The sequence below is a fragment of the Microbacterium sp. PI-SA-G genome, from assembly GCF_057215335.1.
In genome coordinates this window covers 309927-330530 of sequence record NZ_CM170103.1, presented here as the reverse complement: position 1 = coordinate 330530, position 20604 = coordinate 309927, and the positions used below count along the sequence as shown (strand labels likewise).

At 68.4% G+C, this 20604-nt stretch carries 20 protein-coding genes; 11 read left to right on the top strand and 9 right to left on the bottom strand.

The genetic code is table 11. From position 1 onward, the window contains the following. Positions 1 to 14: 14 nt before the first annotated feature. The gene (locus tag AC2D10_RS01715; protein ID WP_484710067.1) at positions 15 to 635 is read left to right on the top strand and encodes a TetR family transcriptional regulator; all 621 of its coding nucleotides are present in this window, start codon (positions 15 to 17) and stop codon (positions 633 to 635) included. Here the strand turns inward: AC2D10_RS01715 and AC2D10_RS01710 are convergent. From AC2D10_RS01710 to sufB, 7 genes are read right to left on the bottom strand one after another with little or no spacing between them, the layout of a single operon-like run. Next, positions 598 to 1968 (bottom strand): MFS transporter, encoded by a 1371-nt coding sequence (locus tag AC2D10_RS01710; protein WP_484710066.1) that lies wholly within the window; start codon positions 1966 to 1968, stop codon positions 598 to 600. The genes AC2D10_RS01715 and AC2D10_RS01710 overlap by 38 nt on opposite strands. Then, on the bottom strand, positions 1965 to 3119 hold the full coding sequence (locus AC2D10_RS01705) for a MalY/PatB family protein (RefSeq protein ID WP_484710064.1): 1155 nt from the start codon (positions 3117 to 3119) through the stop codon (positions 1965 to 1967). Before AC2D10_RS01705 ends, AC2D10_RS01710 begins: the two co-directional genes overlap by 4 nt. A gap of 2 nt (positions 3120 to 3121) precedes the next feature. After that, positions 3122 to 3451, bottom strand: coding sequence for a metal-sulfur cluster assembly factor (locus AC2D10_RS01700; RefSeq protein WP_045280093.1), 330 nt, complete (start codon positions 3449 to 3451; stop codon positions 3122 to 3124). A gap of 9 nt (positions 3452 to 3460) precedes the next feature. Next, a complete protein-coding gene (gene sufC / locus AC2D10_RS01695; protein ID WP_484710061.1) occupies positions 3461 to 4231 on the bottom strand; it encodes a Fe-S cluster assembly ATPase SufC in 771 nt (256 codons plus the stop codon). Further along, on the bottom strand, positions 4232 to 4558 hold the full coding sequence (locus AC2D10_RS01690) for a non-heme iron oxygenase ferredoxin subunit (RefSeq protein ID WP_484710059.1): 327 nt from the start codon (positions 4556 to 4558) through the stop codon (positions 4232 to 4234). Continuing rightward, positions 4555 to 5760, bottom strand: coding sequence for a Fe-S cluster assembly protein SufD (gene sufD / locus AC2D10_RS01685; RefSeq protein WP_484710058.1), 1206 nt, complete (start codon positions 5758 to 5760; stop codon positions 4555 to 4557). Before sufD ends, AC2D10_RS01690 begins: the two co-directional genes overlap by 4 nt. Beyond that, positions 5761 to 7179 (bottom strand): Fe-S cluster assembly protein SufB, encoded by a 1419-nt coding sequence (sufB, locus tag AC2D10_RS01680; protein ID WP_484710057.1) that lies wholly within the window; start codon positions 7177 to 7179, stop codon positions 5761 to 5763. A gap of 233 nt (positions 7180 to 7412) precedes the next feature. Between sufB and AC2D10_RS01675 the strand changes: the two genes are divergently transcribed. Then, positions 7413 to 8534, top strand: a complete 1122-nt coding sequence (locus AC2D10_RS01675) for a COX15/CtaA family protein (protein WP_484710055.1) — start codon at positions 7413 to 7415, stop codon at positions 8532 to 8534. A gap of 80 nt (positions 8535 to 8614) precedes the next feature. Beyond that, on the top strand, positions 8615 to 9067 hold the full coding sequence (locus AC2D10_RS01670) for a hypothetical protein (RefSeq protein WP_484710054.1): 453 nt from the start codon (positions 8615 to 8617) through the stop codon (positions 9065 to 9067). On the opposite strand, the gene AC2D10_RS01665 is transcribed toward AC2D10_RS01670, so the two are convergent. Then, on the bottom strand, positions 9013 to 9918 hold the full coding sequence (locus AC2D10_RS01665; RefSeq protein ID WP_484710052.1) for a heme o synthase: 906 nt from the start codon (positions 9916 to 9918) through the stop codon (positions 9013 to 9015). The two genes, AC2D10_RS01670 and AC2D10_RS01665, sit on opposite strands and share 55 nt — an antisense overlap. A gap of 221 nt (positions 9919 to 10139) precedes the next feature. Between AC2D10_RS01665 and tkt the strand changes: the two genes are divergently transcribed. From tkt to pgl, 6 genes are read left to right on the top strand one after another with little or no spacing between them, the layout of a single operon-like run. Beyond that, positions 10140 to 12251: a transketolase gene (gene tkt / locus AC2D10_RS01660; RefSeq protein ID WP_484711783.1), complete on the top strand. Its 2112-nt coding sequence runs from the start codon at positions 10140 to 10142 to the stop codon at positions 12249 to 12251. After that, positions 12248 to 13360 (top strand): transaldolase, encoded by a 1113-nt coding sequence (tal, locus tag AC2D10_RS01655; RefSeq protein ID WP_484710051.1) that lies wholly within the window; start codon positions 12248 to 12250, stop codon positions 13358 to 13360. Before tkt ends, tal begins: the two co-directional genes overlap by 4 nt. Next, entirely contained in the window at positions 13357 to 14964 is a 1608-nt protein-coding gene (locus tag AC2D10_RS01650) for a glucose-6-phosphate isomerase (protein ID WP_484710050.1), read from the top strand. Before tal ends, AC2D10_RS01650 begins: the two co-directional genes overlap by 4 nt. 21 nt (positions 14965 to 14985) lie before the next feature. Then, the gene (gene zwf, locus AC2D10_RS01645; RefSeq protein WP_484710049.1) at positions 14986 to 16536 is read left to right on the top strand and encodes a glucose-6-phosphate dehydrogenase; all 1551 of its coding nucleotides are present in this window, start codon (positions 14986 to 14988) and stop codon (positions 16534 to 16536) included. Beyond that, positions 16533 to 17468 (top strand): glucose-6-phosphate dehydrogenase assembly protein OpcA, encoded by a 936-nt coding sequence (locus tag AC2D10_RS01640; protein WP_484710048.1) that lies wholly within the window; start codon positions 16533 to 16535, stop codon positions 17466 to 17468. The genes zwf and AC2D10_RS01640 overlap by 4 nt, the downstream gene beginning before the upstream one ends. A gap of 5 nt (positions 17469 to 17473) precedes the next feature. Next, complete coding sequence (gene pgl / locus AC2D10_RS01635) at positions 17474 to 18253, top strand: 6-phosphogluconolactonase (protein ID WP_484711782.1); 780 nt, start codon at positions 17474 to 17476, stop codon at positions 18251 to 18253. A 36-nt stretch (positions 18254 to 18289) separates the two neighbouring features. On the opposite strand, the gene AC2D10_RS01630 is transcribed toward pgl, so the two are convergent. Next, the gene (locus tag AC2D10_RS01630; RefSeq protein ID WP_484710047.1) at positions 18290 to 19267 is read right to left on the bottom strand and encodes a DMT family transporter; all 978 of its coding nucleotides are present in this window, start codon (positions 19265 to 19267) and stop codon (positions 18290 to 18292) included. A 61-nt stretch (positions 19268 to 19328) separates the two neighbouring features. Here AC2D10_RS01630 and def point away from each other — a divergent pair, with 61 nt between their 5' ends. Both def and AC2D10_RS01620 read left to right on the top strand, forming a co-directional pair. Further along, complete coding sequence (gene def / locus AC2D10_RS01625; RefSeq protein WP_484710045.1) at positions 19329 to 19895, top strand: peptide deformylase; 567 nt, start codon at positions 19329 to 19331, stop codon at positions 19893 to 19895. A 139-nt stretch (positions 19896 to 20034) separates the two neighbouring features. Further along, a complete protein-coding gene (locus tag AC2D10_RS01620; protein ID WP_484710043.1) occupies positions 20035 to 20550 on the top strand; it encodes a septum formation family protein in 516 nt (171 codons plus the stop codon). Positions 20551 to 20604 lie beyond the last annotated feature (54 nt).

Here is a 20604-nt window from a genome sequence, read left to right as displayed (position 1 = left end):
ACTATAGTGAGAGCATGACCCCCGCGCACAACTCCGCCCGCCACGACCGTGCCGGCGTCGCCCGCGTGGCCCTCGACCTGCTCGACGAGGTGGGGTTGCCCGATCTATCGATGCGGAGGATCGCCGCTCGACTCGACGTGCAGCCGAGCGCGCTCTACTGGCACTTCTCCAGCAAGCAGGAGCTCCTCGCAGAGCTGGCAGACCGCATCACTTCCGGAATCCCACGCGAAGGTGCCTCGGTGCTGCAGACCGCACGAGGCATCCGGGAGGCGCTCTTCGCCTGCAGGGACGGCGCCGAGCTGGTCCTCAGCACCTACGCTCTGAGGCTCGGATCCTCGTCTGCCCAGACGGCCCTGACCGACGCCCTCCGCGCCCAAGGCGCCGAGGCACCCGAGGACCGGGGCGTGGCTCTGCTGCACTTCATCCTCGGACACGCGACACTCGTCCAGCAGCGGATGCACGCCGCCAGCCACGGTGCGGTCGGCGGTCCCGATGACGCCGACGTGACCGCCGGACTCGACCGCGTCTTCGACCTGGGCGTGGCCGCGCTGACCGGCGTGCTGCCGGGCGACCCTACGGGCGCGCTCGCGGATGGAGTCAGCGCGCCGAGTGCTCGGCCCCGTGACCGAGCCTGAATCCCGGGACGGCAGCGAGCAGCACCAGTCCGAGGCAGAACAGGAACACGATGCTGAACGCCCCGGCTCCCCCGCCGAGACTGGCGACGGCGAGACCTGCGAGGGCGATGGCGACTGCGGCTCCACTCGAGTCCGAGATCGAGAGCGCCGAGGAGTTGAATCCCTGTTCGGCGGTGTTCGAGTACGCGAGGGTGAGCACCGTCAGCCGCGGATAGAGCAGCCCCATCCCGCCGCCCGCGAATGCCCAGCCGAAGATCACGAGCAACGGCGAGATGCCCCACGCTGAGGCCAGCAGCACACACACGAGTGCGACGAGCAGCAGTGACAGACTGATCGCGCTGATCCGGAAGTTCCCGAGGCGCTCGCCGTATCGTCCCTGCAGCGCCGAGGCCCCCGCCCACGCGAACGCCGCCAGCATCAGCGCGAGCCCCGCCCAGGTGACGGAGAACCCGAAACGCTCGATCAGCAGATACGGAAGATACGCCTCCGCGGTGAAGAAAGCGCCCGCGACGACACCGCGGATGAGCACGACGCTGGGCAGACCCCGCCGGGCGCGCAGGGTGCCGCGGGGCAGCAAGGGCCGTACGACGATCGCGATCATGACGAGAGCGACTGCAGACACACCCCAGCTTCGTGCCGGAGGCAGCTCCGCGGTGAAGCCGATCAGCACGGCGAGCACCGCGACGGCCACTGCGAGCAGCAGCCGCGTCACCACGACCCGACGATCGGCGGGCACACCGCGGCCCAGATCCACTCCGCGCAGACGCGTGACGATCATCACGAACGCGGCAGCGGTCAGGATCGCAACGCCCAGGAAGGCCCAGCGCCAGTGCAGGTACTCCGCCACCGCGCCGGCGAGGAACGGTCCGACCATCGACGGCACGACCCAGGCGGCCGCGAACGCCGCGAACACGCGACCGTGCAGATGCGGCGGATACAGTCGCGCCACGACCACGTAGAGCGCGACGGTCTGACCGCCCGTTCCGAGCCCCTGCACCAGTCGACCGATCAGGAACTGGTGCATGGTGACCGAAATACCGGAGATCACCAGGCCGATCAGGAAGAGCGAGACGGCCGCGTACAGCGCGCCGCGCGGACCCCGGGCATCTGACCAGGCCCCCGCCGCGACCATGCCGATCACGCTTGTCGCGAGCGTGCCGGCGAACGCCACCGCGTACAGCGCCTCGCCGTCGAGTGCAGCGCTCACCACCGGCATCACGGTGGTGACCGCCAGCGACTCGATCGCCGCGAAGAAGATCAGGGCGACCGCGCCCAGCGTCACCCAGATGCGATGGCGATCCCAGATGCCGGCCGGGGCTGCCTCGCCCGTCATCTCTGCACGAGCGCGGCGATGCGCTCGACGGCTTCAGTGATGATCTCGGGGCTCGTGCCGAAGTTCAGCCGTACGAAGCCACTTCCCTCTGCGCCGAAAGCGGGGCCGTAGTGCAGCGCCACCTTGCCCTCGCGCAGGATGCGACGGGCGGGGTTGTCACCCCAGCCGAGGTCGTTCAGGTCGATCCACGCCAGGTATCCCGCGTCGGGCACGCGGTAGCGGGCTTCCGGAAGGTGTTGTGCGAGCAGATCGGCGAGCAGACGACGATTCTCGTCGAGGGTGTGCAGCAATCCGTCGAGCCAGGGATCGCTCGCCTCGGAGAACGCCGCGACTGCCGCCAGAAGGCCGAACTGACCCGTACGCCACACGACCTCGATCGGGAGCGCCCGCACGACTGCCGATGTCTCCTCATGAGCGGTGACCATGAGAGCGCACTTGAGCCCCGCGAGGTTGAACGCCTTGCTGGCGCTGACGACGGCATAGCCCGCGCGCCGCGCGTTCTCGTCGACCGCGAGGAACGGGGTGAAGGCGATGCCGGACTGCACGAGCGGGGCGTGGATCTCGTCGGACACGACGGTCGCACCGAACTCCACCGCCATGTCCGCCAGAGCCGCGAGGGATTCCCGCGAGTGTACGGTTCCGGTCGGATTGTGCGGGTTGCAGAGCAGGATCGCGCGGGCGCCCTCGCTGAATGCGGCGCGGATGCCCTTGAGGTCGAGTTCCCACGCGGCGCCGGTGTCGCGCAACGGCACGCGCTCGACCTCGGCCCCGGCCTCCGTCACCAGGTCGTAGAACGGCGGATACACGGGCGGTGTGACGACCACGCGGTCTCCTGGGGCCGTGACGCGGCGCAGGATCTCGACGATTCCCATGCTCACGTCCGCGGTGCTCCGGGTGCGCACCGGATCGACCTCCCAGCCGAACCGCCGACGCGCGAAGGCGGCATACGACTCGGCGAGCGGGGTCCGCGAGGCGATGTAGCCGGTGTCCCCCGTCAGGACGGCACGCTGAAGCGCCTCCGTGATCGCGGGGGCGAGCGGGAAGTCGGTCTCTGCCACGAACAGCGGCAGCACGTCAGCGGGGTACTCCCGCCACTTCTCGCTCGTGCGTTCGCGGAGTTCGTCCAGCGTCAGCGCTGTGACCCGCTGCATCCTCAGATCGCGAAGCCGAGCGCGCGCATCATGTCGCGCCCGTCATCGGTGATCTTCTCGGGTCCCCACGGCGGCATCCACACCCAGTTGATGCGGAACCGGTCGACGACGCTGTCCAGCGCCTGAGCGGTCTGGTCCTCCAGCACGTCGGTCAGCGGGCAGCCGGCACTGGTGAGCGTCATGTGGATGACGAGGGCGTCGTTCTCGTCATCCCAGGCGAGATCGTAGATGAGGCCGAGGTCGACGACGTTGATCCCGAGCTCGGGATCCATCACGTCCTTCAGAGCCTCGGTGACCTCGTCGTACTTCTGGTCGGTGAGCGTCGCGGTCATGCGGTCAGCCTACGCCTCGATGGGGGCTGCGGGGTCGAGGAAACGGTCGTATCCCTCGTCCTCGAGCCGGTCAGCGAGTTCGGGTCCGCCCTCTTCCACGATCTTGCCGGCGACGACGACGTGCACGTGGTCGGGGCGGATGTAGCGGAGGATGCGGGTGTAGTGCGTGATGAGCAGCACGCCGAGGCCGGTGGTCTCCTTGGCGCGGTTGACACCTTCCGAGACGATCTTCAGCGCATCGACGTCAAGACCGGAGTCGGTCTCGTCGAGGATCGCGAACTTCGGCTTGAGCACCTCGAGCTGCAGGATCTCGTGGCGCTTCTTCTCGCCACCCGAGAAGCCCTCGTTGACGTTGCGCTGCGCGAACTTCGGGTCCATGCGCAGGTTCGACATGGCGGCCTTGACGTCCTTGGTCCAGCCGCGGATCGCGGGGGCCTCGCCGTCGAGCGCCGTCTTGGCGGTGCGCAGGAAGTTCGTCACCGTGACGCCGGGGATCTCGACCGGGTACTGCATCGCCAGGAAGAGTCCGGCGCGGGCGCGCTCGTCGACCGTCATCGCCAGCACGTCCTGCCCGTCGAACGTGATCGAACCGCTCGTGACGGTGTACTTCGGGTGACCGGCGATCGTGTACGCCAGCGTCGACTTGCCGGACCCGTTCGGGCCCATGATCGCGTGGGTCTCACCGGCGTTCATGGTGAGGGTGATTCCGTTGAGGATCGGGGTGGCCCCCGACTCGGTCTCGACCGTCACGTAGAGGTCGCGGATCTCGAGAACAGACATTCAGACTTCCTTAATCACGGTCGGGTCGATGAGCACGTCATCGCCGTCGATCTCGACGACGTAGACCGGGACGGGCTCGTAAGCGGGGAGGTTCTGGGGCACGCCGGTGAGCATGGAGAACGCCGAGCCATGAGCCCAGCACTCCACCGTGTCACCCTCGACGAAGCCCTCGGACAGCGAGATCTCGCCGTGCGTGCACGTGTCGCCGATGGCGTGGATGACGCCATCGCCGTCCTTGATGACGGTGATGGGCACGCCACCCGGGTCGACACGCAGCGGCATGTCCTGCTCGAGGTCCGCGACGCCGCAGACGCGTTCGGCGGTCATGCGTTCACCGCCGCGAGCTCGGCCTCGATCGCGTCGAGCAGTTCGGTCTCGAGCGCCGGGATGCCGAGGCGCTGCACGATGTCGGTGAGGAATCCGAGCACCACGAGGCGGCGGGCCTCTTCCTCGGAGATCCCCCGTGCCTGCAGGTAGAACAGCTGCTCGTCGTCGAAGCGTCCGGTCGCACTCGCGTGCCCGGCGCCCAGGATCTCGCCCGTCTGGATCTCGAGGTTCGGGATCGAGTCGGCGCGTGCACCCTCGGTGAGCACCAGGTTGCGGTTGGCCTCGTACGAGTCGGTGCCGGTGGCATCCGGTCCGATCAGCACGTCGCCGATCCAGACGCTGTGCGCGCCCTTGCCCTGCAGCGCACCCTTGTAGAGCACGTCGCCCTTGGTCCGCGGCCCCTTGTGGTGCAGGTAGACCTGGCTCTCGAGGTGCTGCCCGGCGTCGGCGTACGACAGGCCGTAGAGGTAGCCCTCAGACCCTGCTCCGGCGAGCTCGACGGTCGGGTTGACCCGCACGACGCCGCCGCCGAAGCTGACGACGAAATGCGTGAGAGTCGCGTCGGCGTCCACGCGGGCCTGGTGAGCTGCGGCGTGCACCGCGTCGTCCTGCCACTGCTGGAGGCTGATCACGGTGAGCTTCGACCCCGGACGCGCGATGATCTCGACGTTCTGGGCGTACTGGGCGCTGCCGGTGTGCTGCAGCACGACGGTCGCGACGCTGTGCTCCATCGCCTCGATCACGATGTGCGCGTCCGCGCGACGCTCGGCGCCGAGTCCCTCGATCGCGAGGAAGACGGGCTCGGCCACTTCCTCTTCACGGGGGAAACGGATGTGCAGACCGTCAGTCGCGCCCTGCCATGCCACCGCGGCGGTGACGTCCTCCGCGAGGAACACCTCGCCACGAGGCGACGTACCCGCCACGAGCGGAGCCGCGATGTACTGCTCCCCGGAGCGCACGTCGTAGCGCACGCCGGGCTCGGTCGTCGCGACCTGGAACAGGGCCGACATCTGGGCGACGGGGGTGTGCTTCCAGTTGACCTCGCGCCCGGTGGGGGCGCCGAAGTCCGCCGGCTCGAAGGAGTGCGGTCGCTCCGAGCGGGTCTGCACGGGGGTGAACCCCGCGCCGGCCACCTGGGCGGCCGGGTCGATGTGCGCGTTCGTATCCTGCGTCTCTGCAGACGCCGTAGCCTGGGCCGCCATCTAGCCGACCGATCCTTCCATGCCCATCTCGATGAGCTTGTTCAACTCCATGGCGTATTCCATCGGCAGTTCCCGCGCGATCGGCTCGATGAAGCCGCGCACGATCATGGCCATCGCCTCGTCCTCGGGCATGCCGCGCGACTGCAGGTAGAAGAGCTGCTCCTCGCTGACCTTCGAGACCGTGGCCTCGTGACCGAGCTGCACGTCGTCGACGCGGATGTCGATGGCCGGATAGGTGTCGGAGCGCGACTTCGTGTCGACCAGCAGCGCGTCGCACCGCACGGTGTTCGCGGAGTGATGCGCGTTGGCGTCGACGCGGACCTCGCCGCGGTAGCCCGCACGACCGCCACCACGGGCGATCGACTTCGAGATGATCGACGACTGCGTGTAGGGCGCCATGTGGATCATCTTCGCGCCGGCGTCCTGATGCTGGCCGGGACCCGCGAACGCGACGGAGAGGGTCTCGCCCTTGGCGTGCTCACCCATGAGGTAGATGGACGGGTACTTCATCGTGACCTTGGAGCCGATGTTGCCGTCGACCCACTCCATGGTGGCGCCCTCGTGGGCGACCGCACGCTTGGTGACGAGGTTGTAGACGTTGTTCGACCAGTTCTGGATCGTCGTGTAGCGCACGCGGGCGTTCTTCTTGACGATGATCTCGACGACGGCCGAGTGCAGCGAGTCCGACTTGTAGATCGGAGCGGTGCAGCCCTCGATGTAGTGGATGTAGCTGTCCTCGTCGGCGATGATCAGGGTCCGCTCGAACTGACCCATGTTCTCGGTGTTGATGCGGAAGTACGCCTGCAGCGGGATCTCGACGTGCACGCCCTTGGGCACGTACACGAACGATCCGCCTGACCAGACAGCCGTGTTCAGCGCCGCGAACTTGTTGTCCCCGGGAGGGATGACGGTGCCGAAGTACTCCTGGAAGATCTCAGGGTGCTCGCGCAGTGCCGTGTCGGTGTCCATGAAGATGACGCCCTGCTCCTCCAGGTCCTCGCGGATCTGGTGGTAGACGACCTCGGACTCGTACTGCGCGGCGACGCCGGAGACGAGACGCTGACGCTCGGCCTCGGGAATGCCGAGGCGCTCGTACGTCTCGCGGATCTCGGCGGGGAGGTCCTCCCAGGACTGCGCCTGCTTCTCGGTGGAGCGCACGAAGTACTTGATGTTGTCGAAGTCGATCTCGCTGAGGTCCGCACCCCAGGTCGGCATCGGCTTGCGCCCGAAGAGCTGGTATCCCTTGAGACGGGTCTTCAGCATCCACTCGGGTTCGTTCTTGAGCGCGGAGATACCGCGGACGACCTCTTCCGAGATCCCGCGTTTCGCGATGGCACCCGCCGCGTCGGCGTCATGCCATCCGAATTCGTACACCCCCAGGCTGTCCAGCTCCGGGCGGTCGATCAGCACATCCGACATCACACTCTCCTTTTAGGACCTCAACGGTGTCATCCGCCCCGACACACCTGATCCCCCGTCGAGTCTGCGGGGAGCGGGTGCCGCTGGTGGGCCCACATCTCCGGCGCTTCCATCGCGCCTAAACTGTTGACGATGCTGCAGCGCGGTAAGCGCTCATCACAACAATCCGATTCTACAGGTTCCGCCTGGTGAGCGGGCCGTGTCCGCCCTCTCTTCGGTGGTCCGGAGGACCCATGCACGAGACGACGATCCCCGCCTCCCTCGACTCCGAGCGCCGTGGTGCGCGCGTCGAGGGTGCCCACCACGCCTCCTGGAGCCGTGCGCTGCGGATCTTCGCCTGGCTCTCGTTCCTCAGCGAGACCATCATCATCGGCACCGGCGGCGCCGTGCGCCTCACCGGATCAGGCCTCGGATGCTCGGAATGGCCGCTGTGCACGCCGGGATCGCTCGTGCCGACGCTCGAGGTCGAGGGCATCCACGGCTTCATCGAGTTCGGCAATCGCCTGATGACCGGCGTCGTCGGGATCATCGCCCTCGCGGTCGTCCTGCTCGTCCTGCACACGATCAGCGGTCGGCGCTCGCTCGTGTCAGCGCTCTGGTTCGCGGTGGGCGGAATCGTCGCCGCAGCCGTCGCCTACGCGATCGCCACGCCGTTCGACGTCCCGGCCTTCCCGGTCGCTTCCGCCGTCCTGCTGATCGCCGTGATCGCCGCGGCCGTCCGGTCGGTGCGCACCACGCCTGCACGCCGAGACCTCGTGACGCTCGCCTGGATCGTCCTCATCGGGGTCGTCGCGCAGGCTCTCGTGGGCGGCATCACCGTGCTCACCGGGCTCAACCCGTTCATCGTCGGGTTCCACTACACCTCGTCGCTGCTGCTGGTGTGCGTCACGGCGGCCTTCCTCGTCCGCCTGTACGCGGCTCCCGGTCCGCGCGAGCGCGCCGTGCCCGTCTGGTTCGCCGCTCTCACCCACCTCGCCGGGCTCGCGCTCGCGGTGACGATCCTGTTCGGTGTGCTCACGACCGGCTCCGGCCCGCACTCCGGCGACCCGGACGTGTTCCGCGAGGGCTTCGACGCGACGGTGCTCGCACATGTGCACTCCTGGCCGGGCTACATCCTCGCGGCGCTGGTCCTGGTGCTCACGGTGGCGGCATGGGCGCTGCGGCTCGAGCCGCGCGCCTGGCTCACCGTCCTCGTCGTCGCGATCGCCGTGCAGGTGGGCGTCGGCATCTGGCAGGCGCGCGACGGTCTGCCTCCGCTGCTCGTCGGCATCCACATGGTGCTCGCCTCGCTGTCGGCCGCCGCCTACACCGTGGTCGTACTGCATCTGAAGCGGGCCGTCGCCGAGAAGGAGTGACCCGCGTCGCGGGTGTGCGCACAGTCGATCCATAGCGCGCGCATCAGCTGCTCATCGACGCGTGCGTGATCGTGGGCGACATGAACAAGTCACTCACACGCAGCATCGGCTTCTGGCTCCTCCTCGTCCTGTCCCTGGCCGCGACCGCCGTCGGCAGCTGGCTCATCTCGGGTCAGCTGGCGACGATGACGACCACGTTGACCGACGGGACAGCGACCGGCGTGGAGGTCTACGTCGGCCAGTCACTCGTGGTCGTCGGCGCCGTGCTGCTCGGCGCCGGCATCATCGGCTTCCTTCTCGCGCTCGGGCTCACGGCCGTGCAGGCTCTGATCCCCGCGCCGGCCCCTGCCGTCGTCGAATCGATCGACTGGGCGGCGCACGAGAGCCCGTCAGAGACGGATGCGGTCACGAGCGACGCAGCGACAGACGACGTCGACACGACCACCGATCAGGCGCCGCTCGGCGACACCGATGAGGATCAGAACGGAAGCAGCGGATCGACCGCGACGGCCACGAAGATCAGCGTCAAGTAGGTGATCGAGGCGTGGAACACACGCATGGGCCGCGCCTCGTTCCCCCTAACCGCACGGTTGTACAGACGGTGCGACTCATAGATGAACCACCCGCCGAAGACCAGCGCGGAGACGGTGTAGACGATGCCCATGTTCGCGATCGGCACCAGCAGGAGCGAGCAGGCCACGGTCGCCCAGGCGTACAGAATGACCTGGAGGCCGACCTGCGACGCGTTGCGGGTGACGCCGAGCATGGGCACGTCGACGTCGCTGTAGTCGTCGCGGTACTTCATCGACAGCGGCCAGTAGTGCGGCGGCGTCCAGAGGAAGATCAGCAGGAACAGGATGAACGCGGGCCAGTCGAGCGAGCCGGTGACGGCCGCCCAGCCGATCAGGACCGGGAAGCAGCCGGCGATCCCGCCCCAGACGATGTTCTGCTCGGTGCGGCGCTTGAGGATCATCGTGTAGATCACGACGTAGAAGAAGATCGCACCGGCCGACAGCGCCGCGGCGAGCCAGTTGGTGGTGGCCAGCAGCCACACCGTCGAGACCACGGCGAGCGTCCAGGAGAAGATCAGGGCTCCGCGGGGAGAGATCTCTCCCGTGACGAGCGGCCGGTTCTCGGTGCGGTGCATGTGCGCGTCGATGTCGCGATCGAGATACATGTTGAACGCGGCGGCCGATCCGGCGCTGAGAGATCCGCCGATCACGGTCGCGAGGACCAGCCAGAGGTCCGGCAGACCACCATGGGCGAGGAACATCACCGGCACCGTCGAGACCAGCAGAAGCTCGAGCACGCGCGGCTTCGTGAGGGCGACGTAGGCCTTCACGGTACGACCGAGAGATCGCTTCCTCACGGTCTGATCAGACATCGTCGAGATCTCGATCCCCTCCTCCAGGCGCGGCGTGACAGCCCTTCCAGTCTATGGCACGGCAGCGGCGTGACTTCCGCCGTAAGAGAGCGGGCAGCGAGGGGCCTCCCCGCTATGCTGAAAATCACTCGCGCGCCCGGCGCTGTGCACAGCTTCTCCGTGATGTTGCGGATGCGCCAGGGAATACGGGCGCCCTCAGAACTGTCGGAAAGGGCATGAACGTGTCGGAATTGCAGTGGGATGAGATCGATCGGCGCGCGGTGGACACCGCGCGGATTCTTGCGGCGGACGCCGTGGAGAAGGTCGGCAACGGCCACCCCGGCACCGCGATGAGCCTCGCTCCCGCTGCCTACCTGCTGTATCAGCGCGTTCTGCGTCACGACCCGACCGACACCGACTGGCTCGGCCGCGACCGTTTCGTCCTGTCGGTCGGGCACTCCTCCCTCACCCAGTACGTGCAGCTGTACCTCGGCGGCTTCGGCCTCGAGCTCGACGACCTGAAGGCGCTGCGCACTTGGGGCTCGCTCACTCCCGGCCACCCGGAGTACGGCCACACGAAGGGCGTCGAGATCACCACGGGCCCGCTGGGCCAGGGACTCGCCTCCGCCGTGGGCTTCGCCTACGCCGCCCGCTACGAGCGCGGTCTGTTCGACCCCGAGGCAGCCCCGGGCACGAGCCCGTTCGACCACTACGTCTACGCGATCGCCGGGGACGGCGACCTGCAGGAGGGCGTCACCAGCGAGGCATCCTCGCTCGCCGGCCACCAGCAGCTCGGCAACCTGATCGCGATCTACGACTCCAACCAGATCTCGATCGAGGACGACACCAACGTCGCCTTCACCGAAGACGTCGCGAAGCGTTACGAGGCCTACGGCTGGCAGGTCCAGACCGTCGACTGGAAGAAGACCGGCGAGTACGTCGAGGACGTCGCCGAGCTGTTCGCCGCGATCGAGGCCGCCAAGGGCGAGACCTCGAAGCCCTCGCTCATCATCCTCCGGACCATCATCGGATGGCCGTCGCCTGGCAAGCAGAACAGCGGCAAGATCCACGGATCCGCTCTCGGTGCCGACGAGCTCGCCGCCACGAAGAAGGTCCTCGGCTTCGACCCCGAGACGTCCTTCGACGTGGCCGACGACGTGATCGCGCACACCCGCGGACTCGCCGCCCGCGCCGCCGACGCCCGTGCCGAGTGGCAGAAGGCGTTCGACGCCTGGGCCGAGGCCAACCCCGAGCGCAAGACGCTTCTCGACCGCCTCGAGGCCGGCGAGCTCCCCGCCGACATCTCGTCTGCACTGCCCGTGTTCGAAGGCGGCAAGGAGGTGTCGACCCGCGCCGCATCCGGCCAGGTCATCAACGCCCTCGCCGCACAGCTGCCCGAGCTCTGGGGCGGATCGGCCGACCTGGCCGAGTCGAACCTCACGACGATCAAGGAAGCCCCGTCGTTCATCCCGGCCGAGTGGTCGACTCATGAGTGGTCGGGCAACCCGTACGGCCGCGTGCTGCACTTCGGCATCCGCGAGCACGCCATGGGCGCGATCGTCAACGGGATCGTGCTGCACGGCAAGACCCGCGCCTTCGGCGGCACCTTCCTGATCTTCAGCGACTACATGCGCCCCGCCGTGCGTCTCGCGGCACTGATGAACGTGCCGAGCGTGTTCGTGTGGACGCACGACTCCGTCGCCCTCGGTGAGGACGGTCCCACGCATCAGCCGATCGAGCAGCTCGCGACGCTGCGTGCGATCCCGAACCTCGCCGTGGTCCGCCCCGCCGACGCGAACGAGACCGCAGAGGCATGGCTCGAGATCCTGCGCCGCCAGGAGGGCCCGGCCGGCATCGCCCTGACCCGTCAGAACATTCCGGTGTTCGAGCGCGGCGACGGCGAAGCCTCGGGTGAGACTTTCGCGTCGGCGTCGCTCACCGCGAAGGGCGCGTACGTGCTCGCCGAGGCTCCCGAGGGAACGCCCGACGTCATCATCGTCGCCACCGGCTCCGAAGTGCAGCTGGCCGTCGCGGCCCGCGCGGCGCTGGCCGAGGAGGGAGTCGGCGTCCGCGTCGTCTCCGCTCCGTCGCTGGAGTGGTTCGACGAGCAGGACGAGGCGTACCGCGAGAGCGTGCTCCCCGCCTCCGTCACCGCCCGCGTCTCGGTCGAGGCCGGTTCCGTGCTCACCTGGCGCGGCATCGTCGGCGACCGCGGTCGCTCGGTCGGCATCGACCACTTCGGCGCCTCCGCCGACTACAAGACCCTGTTCGAGAAGTTCGGCATCACCACCGAGGCCGTCATCGCGGCCGCTCGCGAGACCATCGCCGCCCACAGCACCAAGGAGAACGCATGAGCACCCCCACCGCACAGCTCGCCGCCGCCGGCGTCAGCATCTGGCTCGACGACCTCTCCCGCACCCGGATCAGCTCCGGCAACCTCGCGGAGCTGATCGAGTCGCGCAACATCGTCGGTGTCACCACGAACCCGACGATCTTCGCGAACGCGATCACGGACAAGAACGACACCTCGTACGACGCGCAGCTCTCCGAGCTCGCAGCCTCCGGCACCAGCGCGGAGGACGCGGTGTTCGCGGCCACCACGCAGGACGTCGCCGCCGCGCTCGACATCTTCCGCCCCGTGTGGGAGAAGTCCGGTCACGTCGACGGACGCGTCTCGATCGAGGTCTCCCCCGATCTCGCTCACGACACCGAGGGCACCGTGGCGTCGGCCAAGCAGCTGTGGTCGAAGATCGATCGCCCCAACCTGCTGGTCAAGATCCCCGCGACAAAGGCGGGCCTGCCCGCCATCACCGAGGCGATCGCGACGGGCATCAGCGTCAACGTCACGCTGATCTTCAGCCTGGAGCGCTACGCCGACGTGATCGACGCGTACCTGACGGGCCTCGAGCGGGCGCACAGCGCCGACTTCGACCTGTCGAGCATCCACTCGGTCGCTTCCTTCTTCGTGTCGCGAGTCGACACCGAGACCGACAAGCGTCTCACCGCCATCGGCACCCCCGAGGCCGAGGCGCTCAAGAGCAAGGCGGGACTCGCGAACGCGCGACTGGCCTACGAGCTGTTCGAGCAGAAGTTCGGCGAGAAGCGCGCGCAGGACCTCATCAAGCTCGGCGCCAACCTGCAGCGTCCGCTGTGGGCGTCGACCGGCGTGAAGGACCCGGCGCTGCCGGACACGCTCTACGTGACCGAGCTGGTCGCGGACGGCGTCGTGAACACGATGCCCGAGAAGACGCTCGAGGCCACGTTCGACCACGGCGTCATCGAGGGCGACACCATCACGGGCGGCTACGCCGAGGCCCACCAGGTCTTCGACGACCTGGCCGCCGTCGGCATCGACCTGACCGACGTCACTCAGGTGCTCGAGGATGAGGGCGTCTCGAAGTTCATCGACTCGTGGCACGATCTGCTCGCGCAGGTGGCCGAGGCGCTGGAGGCACAGCGATGACGTTCTCCATCCACACGTCGGGCGCAGCCCGCGCGGCGATCGACGAGACGGTCCCCCGCCTCGTCGCCGACCTCATCGCGTCACGCCTCACCGGCGGAGACAGCACCCTGTGGGGCGCCGAGGCCGAGGCCGAGGCCTCCGTCCGTCTCGGGTGGATCGAGGCCGTCTCGATCTCGCGTCCGCTCGTCGCCGAGATCACCGCGTTGCGTCAGGAGCTCGCCGCCAAGGGCGTGCACCGCGTCGCCCTCGCGGGCATGGGCGGCTCGTCGCTCGCGCCCGAGGTGATCGCGCAGACAGCCGGCGTGCCGCTGACGATCCTCGACTCCACGGCTCCCGGCCAGGTGCTGGCAGCGCTCGACGAGGGGCTGGCCGACACCGTGCTCGTCGTCTCGTCGAAGTCCGGCTCCACGGTCGAGACCGACTCGCAGCGCCGCACCTTCGAGACGGCGTTCCGCGACCTCGGCATCGACCCGACCGAACGCATCGTCGTCGTCACCGATCCCGGATCCCCCCTCGACGCCTCGGCGCGCGAGGCCGGCTACCGCGTCTTCAACGCCGACCCGAACGTGGGCGGCCGGTACTCGGCGCTCACCGCCTTCGGGCTGGTGCCCTCCGGTCTCGCCGGCGTCGACATCGACGAGCTGCTGAACGAGGCAGAGGCCTCGCTCCTCGAGGTCGCGATCGACTCCGCCGACAACCCCGCCCTGCGCCTCGCCGCGGCGATCGCCGCGACGAACCCGCGCCGCGACAAGCTGGGTCTGATCACCGACGGCACGCACATCAAGGGCCTCCCGGACTGGATCGAGCAGCTGATCGCCGAGTCCACAGGCAAGAACGGCACCGGCATCCTGCCCGTCGTCCTGCTGCCCGTCTCGCCCGAGCTCGACACCAAGCCGGCGGACCTGCAGATCGTGCGTCTCGTCGACGACGCGAACGAGTTCCACCTGCACGAGCGCCACGAGGGCGAGATCCTCGTCAGCGGCAGCCTCGGCGGCCAGATGGTCGTGTGGGAGTACGCGACGGCGATCGCCGGTCACCTGCTCGCCATCAACCCGTTCGACCAGCCGGATGTGGAGTCGGCCAAGATCGCCGCACGCGGTCTGCTCGACGCACGACCCGAGCCCACTACCCCGGCCTTCGTCGAGAACGGTGTCGAGGTGCGCGTCTCCGACGCCGCACTCGCGGTCTCGGGCACCGTCGAGGGCGTGCTCGATGCGCTCTGGGCCCAGCTCGCGGACGACGGCTACGTGTCGATCCAGGCGTACGTGAACCGCCTCGACATCCCGCAGCTGCAGGGCCTGCGCGAACTCGTCGCTGCCGACTCCGGCCGGCCGACGACGTTCGGATGGGGACCCCGCTTCCTCCACTCCACCGGTCAGTACCACAAGGGCGGACCGGCCCAGGGCGTGTTCCTGCAGATCCTGGAGCGCACGGACGTGGATCTCGAGATCCCAGAGCGGCCCTTCACCTTCGGCCAGCTCATCGAGGCTCAGGCCGCCGGCGACGCCGCGGTTCTCGCGGAGCACGGCCGTCCGGTCGTCTCGCTCACGATCACGGACTCGTCCGCCGACGTGCTCACCCTCTTCGAAGCCGCTCAGAAGTAACAGCAGGAGAATCCCCTACCGATGTCTGTTCCCATCTCGCGCGGGCACAACCCGCTGCGTGACCCCGATGATCGCCGACTCAACCGGATCGCGGGGCCCAGCGCCCTCGTGATCTTCGGCGTCACCGGAGACCTGTCACGCAAGAAGCTCATGCCCGCGGTCTACGACCTCGCCAACCGGGGGCTCTTGCCCCCGGGGTTCGCTCTGGTCGGGTTCGCCCGACGGGACTGGGAGGACCAGGACTTCGCCCAGGTGGTGTACGACGCGGTGAAGCAGCACGCGCGCACGCCGTTCCGTGAGGAGACCTGGGAGCAGCTGCTGCAGGGCATCCGCTTCGTCTCGGGCGAGTTCGACAACGAGGAATCGTTCGCGAAGCTGCGCGAGACGATCGAGCAGCTCGACGTCGAACGCGGCACGATGGGCAATCACGCGTTCTACCTGTCGATCCCGCCGAAGGACTTCCCCCTGGTGGCAAAGCAGCTCAAGGACTCCGGTCTGGTCGGCGAGAACAGCGACGACGACGAGCACTGGCGTCGCGTGGTCATCGAGAAGCCGTTCGGGCACGACCTCGAGTCCGCCCGGGCGTTGAACGCCGCGCTCGAGGTGGCGTTCCCGGCCGACTCGATCTTCCGCATCGACCACTACCTCGGCAAGGAGACGGTGCAGAACATCCTGGCGCTGCGCTTCGCCAACGAGCTGTACGAGCCGATCTGGAACCGCAACTACGTCGATCACGTGCAGATCACGATGGCCGAGGACATCGGCGTGGGCGGGCGTGCGGGGTACTACGACGGCATCGGCGCTGCCCGCGACGTCATCCAGAACCACCTGCTGCAACTGCTCGCTCTCACCGCCATGGAGGAGCCGATCAGTCTGTCGGCCGCCGACCTGCGCGCCGAGAAGGAGAAGGTGCTGGCTGCCGTGCACGTGCCCGAGGATCTCTCGGTCGCCACGGCGCGCGGTCAGTACGACGGCGGCTGGCAGGGCGGCGAGGAGGTCACCGGGTTCCTGGCCGAAGAGGGCATGAACCCGGAGTCGACCACCGAGACCTACGCGGCCATCAAGCTCGAGATCGACACCCGCCGCTGGGCGGGCGTGCCGTTCTACCTGCGCACAGGCAAGCGCCTCGGACGCCGTGTGACCGAGATCGCGGTCGTCTTCAAGCGCGCACCGCAGCATCTGTTCGGTCGAGGCAACGCCTCGGAGCTCGGACAGAACGCGCTCGTGATCCGCGTGCAGCCCGACGAGGGCGTGACCATCCGCTTCGGCTCGAAGGTCCCCGGCAGCGGTTCGAACGTGCGCGACGTCACGATGGACTTCGGCTACGGCCACGCCTTCACCGAGGCGAGCCCCGAGGCCTACGAGCGTCTCATCCTCGACGTCCTCCTGGGCGACCCGCCGCTGTTCCCGCGGCACGAGGAGGTCGAGCTCTCCTGGAAGATCCTCGACCCTGTGGAGAAGTACTGGGCGGCCGTCGGCGGCCCGGTGGAGCAGTACGCGCCCGGCTCGTGGGGACCGGCTTCGGCCGACGACCTGTTGGCCCGCGACGGACGAGTCTGGAGACGACCGTGATCATCGACCTTCCCGACACGACCGTCAGTCAGGTCGCCAAGCAGCTCGTCAAGGTGCGCGAGGAGGGCGGCGCCGTCGCTCTCGGCCGTGTGCTCACCCTCGTCATCGCGGCTCGCAACGGCGTGGCCGAGGCGGCGATCGATGCGGCGAACGACGCCTCCCGCGAGCACCCGATGCGCGTCATCGTGCTCACCACGGGCGACGGTGAGTCGCGCGTCGACGCACAGATCCGCGTCGGCGGAGACGCCGGCGCGAGCGAGGTCGTCGTGCTCCGCGCCTTCGGCGATGCGGCCAGCAACGAGGAGAGCCTGATCACCGGTCTCCTGCTGCCGGACGCGCCCGTCGTCGCCTGGTGGCCCGAAGAGGCCCCCGCCGCCCCGTCGCAGTCCCCCCTGGGCAAGATCGCTCAGCGCCGCATCACCGATGCCGCCACGGCGTCGGATGTGCGCGACCGGCTGGCCCGGCTCGGCGAGACCCACGCGCCCGGCGACACCGATCTGGCGTGGACCCGCCTCACCCACTGGCGCGAACAGCTCGCCGCGGTGCTCGACCAGCCTCCCTACGAGGAGATCACGGGTGTCGAGGTGCGCGGTGCCGCGGCATCGCCCTCGACCGCGCTCCTGGCAGCCTGGCTGCAGATGGCCCTCCAGGTGCCGGTCTCGTGGACCTACGAAGATCCCGAACAGTGGGGAGAGGGCATCAAGTCGGTGCGGCTCACCCGTGCCGACGGCGACATCCTGCTCGAGCGTCCGACGCCCGGCAACGCGGTGCTCACGCAGCCCGGCCAGCCCAACCACGATCTGCACCTGCCGCGGCGTACGCTGCGCGAGTGCCTCGCGGAGGAGCTGCGTCGCCTCGATCCCGACGTCCTGTACGGTCGAGTGATCACCGAGGGCTGGGAGAAACTGGGTCCGCCCGAGACAGGAGCGTGAGTTCGTTGCAGGCAGCATCCGCAGAGAAGCGGGTCGTGGTCGAACCCACCCCGGCGGCTCTCGCGACCAGCGTGGCCGATCGGTTCCTGACCCGGGTGCGTGCGCGCACCCGCAACGGCCGCATCGCCCACATCGCTCTCACCGGCGGATCCATGGGCGCGGCGGTGCTGCGCGAGGCGGCCGTGAATCCGCGAGCGGCGAAGATCGACTGGTCGCTCGTGCACTTCTGGTGGGGCGATGAGCGATTCGTGCCTCGCGACGACGCCGACCGCAATGCACGCCAGTCCCGTCAGGCGTTGCTCGATCACATCCCGGTGCCCGAGGAGAACGTTCACGAGGTCGCGGCGTCTGACAGCGGTCTGAGCCTCGATGAGGCGGCAGCCGCCTATGCGGCCGAGCTCGCGCGCTTCGGGACCGACGAGCACCCGTGGCCGTCATTCGCGGTGTGCTTCCTGGGGGTGGGTCCTGACGGACATATCGCCTCACTCTTCCCTGATCGCGAAGAGGTCACGGTGACGGATGCCGCGGCTCTGCCGGTGCGCGACTCCCCCAAGCCTCCGCCCGAGCGGGTGACGCTCACCCGTCCCGTACTGAACTCCTCGAAGCGCGTATGGCTGGTCCTCACCGGAGCAGACAAGGCGTCGGCTCTCGGTCTGGCTCTCGCCGGGGCGAGTTATGCGAACGTGCCGGCAGCCGGAGCCAAGGGGCGCAAGCGGACGGTGTTCTTCGTCGACGAGTCGGCGGCGTCCGAAGTCTCTCCCGATCTGATCGATCAGGCGTACTGAGTCTGTGGGGCGGCCGGGCCTGCGGGCCCGGTCGCGCTACTGCTGCTGCGGCTTCTCGTCGCTTCCTCGAACGAGACCCAGGTCTTGGCTGTCGCTCAGCACCTGCGGGTGGTAGCGGGCGAGTTCGACCACACCCCATACCGCGATACCGCCAGCGACGCCGAAGATCACCAGCACCCACGGCGGCGCCGCGGCGGCCTCACCGAGGATGACCATGCCGATGAGCACCGCGACCAGCGGGTCGACGACGGTGAGCCCGGCGATGACGAGGTCGGGCGGGCCGGAGCTGTACGCGGTCTGCACGAAGTACGCGCCGACGGCGGCGGCGGCGATGAGAGCGACCACGCAGATGCCGGTGATCCACTCGAAGTTGCCGGCCTCGATGCGCTTGATGACGACCTTGGCGAGCGTCGCCACGAAGCCGTAGAGGATCCCGGCGCCGATCACGTAGAACAGCGCCCGCATGCGGGAACGCAGGATCAGCCAGCAGGCGCCGAGGATGATGATCACGACCAGCAGGATGCTGAGGATGACGAAGAGCTCGCGCTCGGTGATGTCCTGCTCAGTGGCGAAGATCGCCGCGAAGAAGACGAAGAGGAAGATGCCGCCGACGCAGAGCACGATGGCGGTGATCGAGCGCCTGGTGGGTGAGTGACCCGAGATCCGCGCGTTCAGAAGAGTTGTAATGACGAGTGCGATCGCGCCGAGAGGCTGCACCACGATCAGCGGCGCCTGCACGAGTGCGGCGAGCTGGCACACGATGGCCAGCGCCAGCATCAGGGTGCCCAGCAGCCAGGACGGCCGAGTGATGAGGCTCTTCAGCTGCGCTCCGGTCAGGCCGGAGGTGCCGTTCGAGCCGCTCAGCCGTTCGACCTTCTCGACGCCGCGGTGCTGGTACTGCGCACCCAGGGACATGAAGACGGCACCGGCGAGTGCCAGCGGGATTCCGAGCAGCAGCCCCGGGTTCTGGAACGCTCCGACGAGCTGCTCGCCGACATCTTCCGCCCCAGTCATCCACACGCCTGCATTCACAGTACGACCCTACCCGGCGCACCCGGCAGAGTAGGGTTATGACGTGGCTGTACTTCCGATTCGCATCATGGGAGACCCCGTTCTCCACTCCCCCGCCTCGGCCGTCGACGAGATCACGGATGACATCCGCACACTCGTCGCCGACATGTTCGAGACGATGGACACCGCTCCCGGCGTCGGTCTCGCCGCGCCACAGGTCGGTGTGCCGCTGCGCATCTACACGTACTCCTACGTCGACGACGACGACCAGCCCTGGCGCGGTGTGCTGATCAACCCCGAGCTGTGGATCACACCGCTCGAGCCCGGCGACCCGGACCCCGACCTCGAGGCGGAGGGCTGCCTGTCGTTCCCCGGCGAACGCTTCGCGCTACGCCGCTCGGAGCGAGCGCGTGTCACCGCGACCGACCTCGAGGGGGACCCCGTCGTGATCGAGGTCGACGGATGGCGGGCGCGCATCATGCAGCACGAGTTCGATCACCTCGACGGGATCCTCTACGTGGATCGCCTGCCCGACAGCGACTGGAAGACGGTCCAGAAGGTGGCCCGCAAGCGCGGCTGGGGGCGTCCGGGCGCCAGCTGGATGCCGGGCGTCGACGACCTCGAGGCCTGACAACCTCTTCGCGGTTCGTGACGCGAGTTCAGCGAAAACACAGCATTCTTCGAGTTGCATCACAGACTCCCCGGCGGATAGCGTGAGCGGGGCGGGTACCTGTCATGCCTGTTCACCACCGTCTCTGGAGGGGCAATCCATGATGAAAACCAGCAAGCGTCGCGCTCTGGCACTCGCCGGTGCCGCAGTCGCGCTCACACTCGCATTGAGCGGCTGCAGCACGATCAGCAGCATGCTCGGCGGCGGCCCCGCCGACGCCGACCGCGATGAGGACACCGGCCAGGTGACCGAGAGCTCGAGCATCGACATCTTCGCCCTCAAGGTCGGCGACTGCAAGATGAAGAGCGACAGCGGTCTCATCGAGAGCGCCGATGTCGTGCCGTGCGAGGAGTCGCACGACGAAGAGGTCTACCACGAGATCACGATGGAGGACGGCGAGTTCTCGGACGCAGCCGTCGACACCGCGACCCAGGGCTGCATCGGCGACGCGTTCACCAACTTCGTCGGAGTGATCTGGGACGAGTCGACCCTCGACGTCTACCCGATCACCCCCACCCAGGAGACCTGGGACCAGTACAACGACCGCATCGTGCAGTGCGTCATCTCCGACCCCGCCGGTCCGGTCGAAGGCTCCCTCGCGGGCGCCGCGCGCTGAGCCGCGAGCAGCGAGAGCAGAAGGCCCCACCGACTCGGTGGGGCCCTCTTCGTC

Coding starts and splice junctions, on each gene's coding strand:
- AC2D10_RS01715 (WP_484710067.1), top strand. CDS start 15: ATGACCCCCGCGCACAACTCCGCCCGCCACGACCGTGCCGGCGTCGCC.
- AC2D10_RS01710 (WP_484710066.1), bottom strand. CDS start 1,968: ATGACGGGCGAGGCAGCCCCGGCCGGCATCTGGGATCGCCATCGCATC.
- AC2D10_RS01705 (WP_484710064.1), bottom strand. CDS start 3,119: ATGCAGCGGGTCACAGCGCTGACGCTGGACGAACTCCGCGAACGCACG.
- AC2D10_RS01700 (WP_045280093.1), bottom strand. CDS start 3,451: ATGACCGCGACGCTCACCGACCAGAAGTACGACGAGGTCACCGAGGCT.
- sufC (WP_484710061.1), bottom strand. CDS start 4,231: ATGTCTGTTCTCGAGATCCGCGACCTCTACGTGACGGTCGAGACCGAG.
- AC2D10_RS01690 (WP_484710059.1), bottom strand. CDS start 4,558: ATGACCGCCGAACGCGTCTGCGGCGTCGCGGACCTCGAGCAGGACATG.
- sufD (WP_484710058.1), bottom strand. CDS start 5,760: ATGGCGGCCCAGGCTACGGCGTCTGCAGAGACGCAGGATACGAACGCG.
- sufB (WP_484710057.1), bottom strand. CDS start 7,179: ATGTCGGATGTGCTGATCGACCGCCCGGAGCTGGACAGCCTGGGGGTG.
- AC2D10_RS01675 (WP_484710055.1), top strand. CDS start 7,413: ATGCACGAGACGACGATCCCCGCCTCCCTCGACTCCGAGCGCCGTGGT.
- AC2D10_RS01670 (WP_484710054.1), top strand. CDS start 8,615: ATGAACAAGTCACTCACACGCAGCATCGGCTTCTGGCTCCTCCTCGTC.
- AC2D10_RS01665 (WP_484710052.1), bottom strand. CDS start 9,918: ATGTCTGATCAGACCGTGAGGAAGCGATCTCTCGGTCGTACCGTGAAG.
- tal (WP_484710051.1), top strand. CDS start 12,248: ATGAGCACCCCCACCGCACAGCTCGCCGCCGCCGGCGTCAGCATCTGG.
- AC2D10_RS01650 (WP_484710050.1), top strand. CDS start 13,357: ATGACGTTCTCCATCCACACGTCGGGCGCAGCCCGCGCGGCGATCGAC.
- zwf (WP_484710049.1), top strand. CDS start 14,986: ATGTCTGTTCCCATCTCGCGCGGGCACAACCCGCTGCGTGACCCCGAT.
- AC2D10_RS01630 (WP_484710047.1), bottom strand. CDS start 19,267: ATGACTGGGGCGGAAGATGTCGGCGAGCAGCTCGTCGGAGCGTTCCAG.
- AC2D10_RS01620 (WP_484710043.1), top strand. CDS start 20,035: ATGATGAAAACCAGCAAGCGTCGCGCTCTGGCACTCGCCGGTGCCGCA.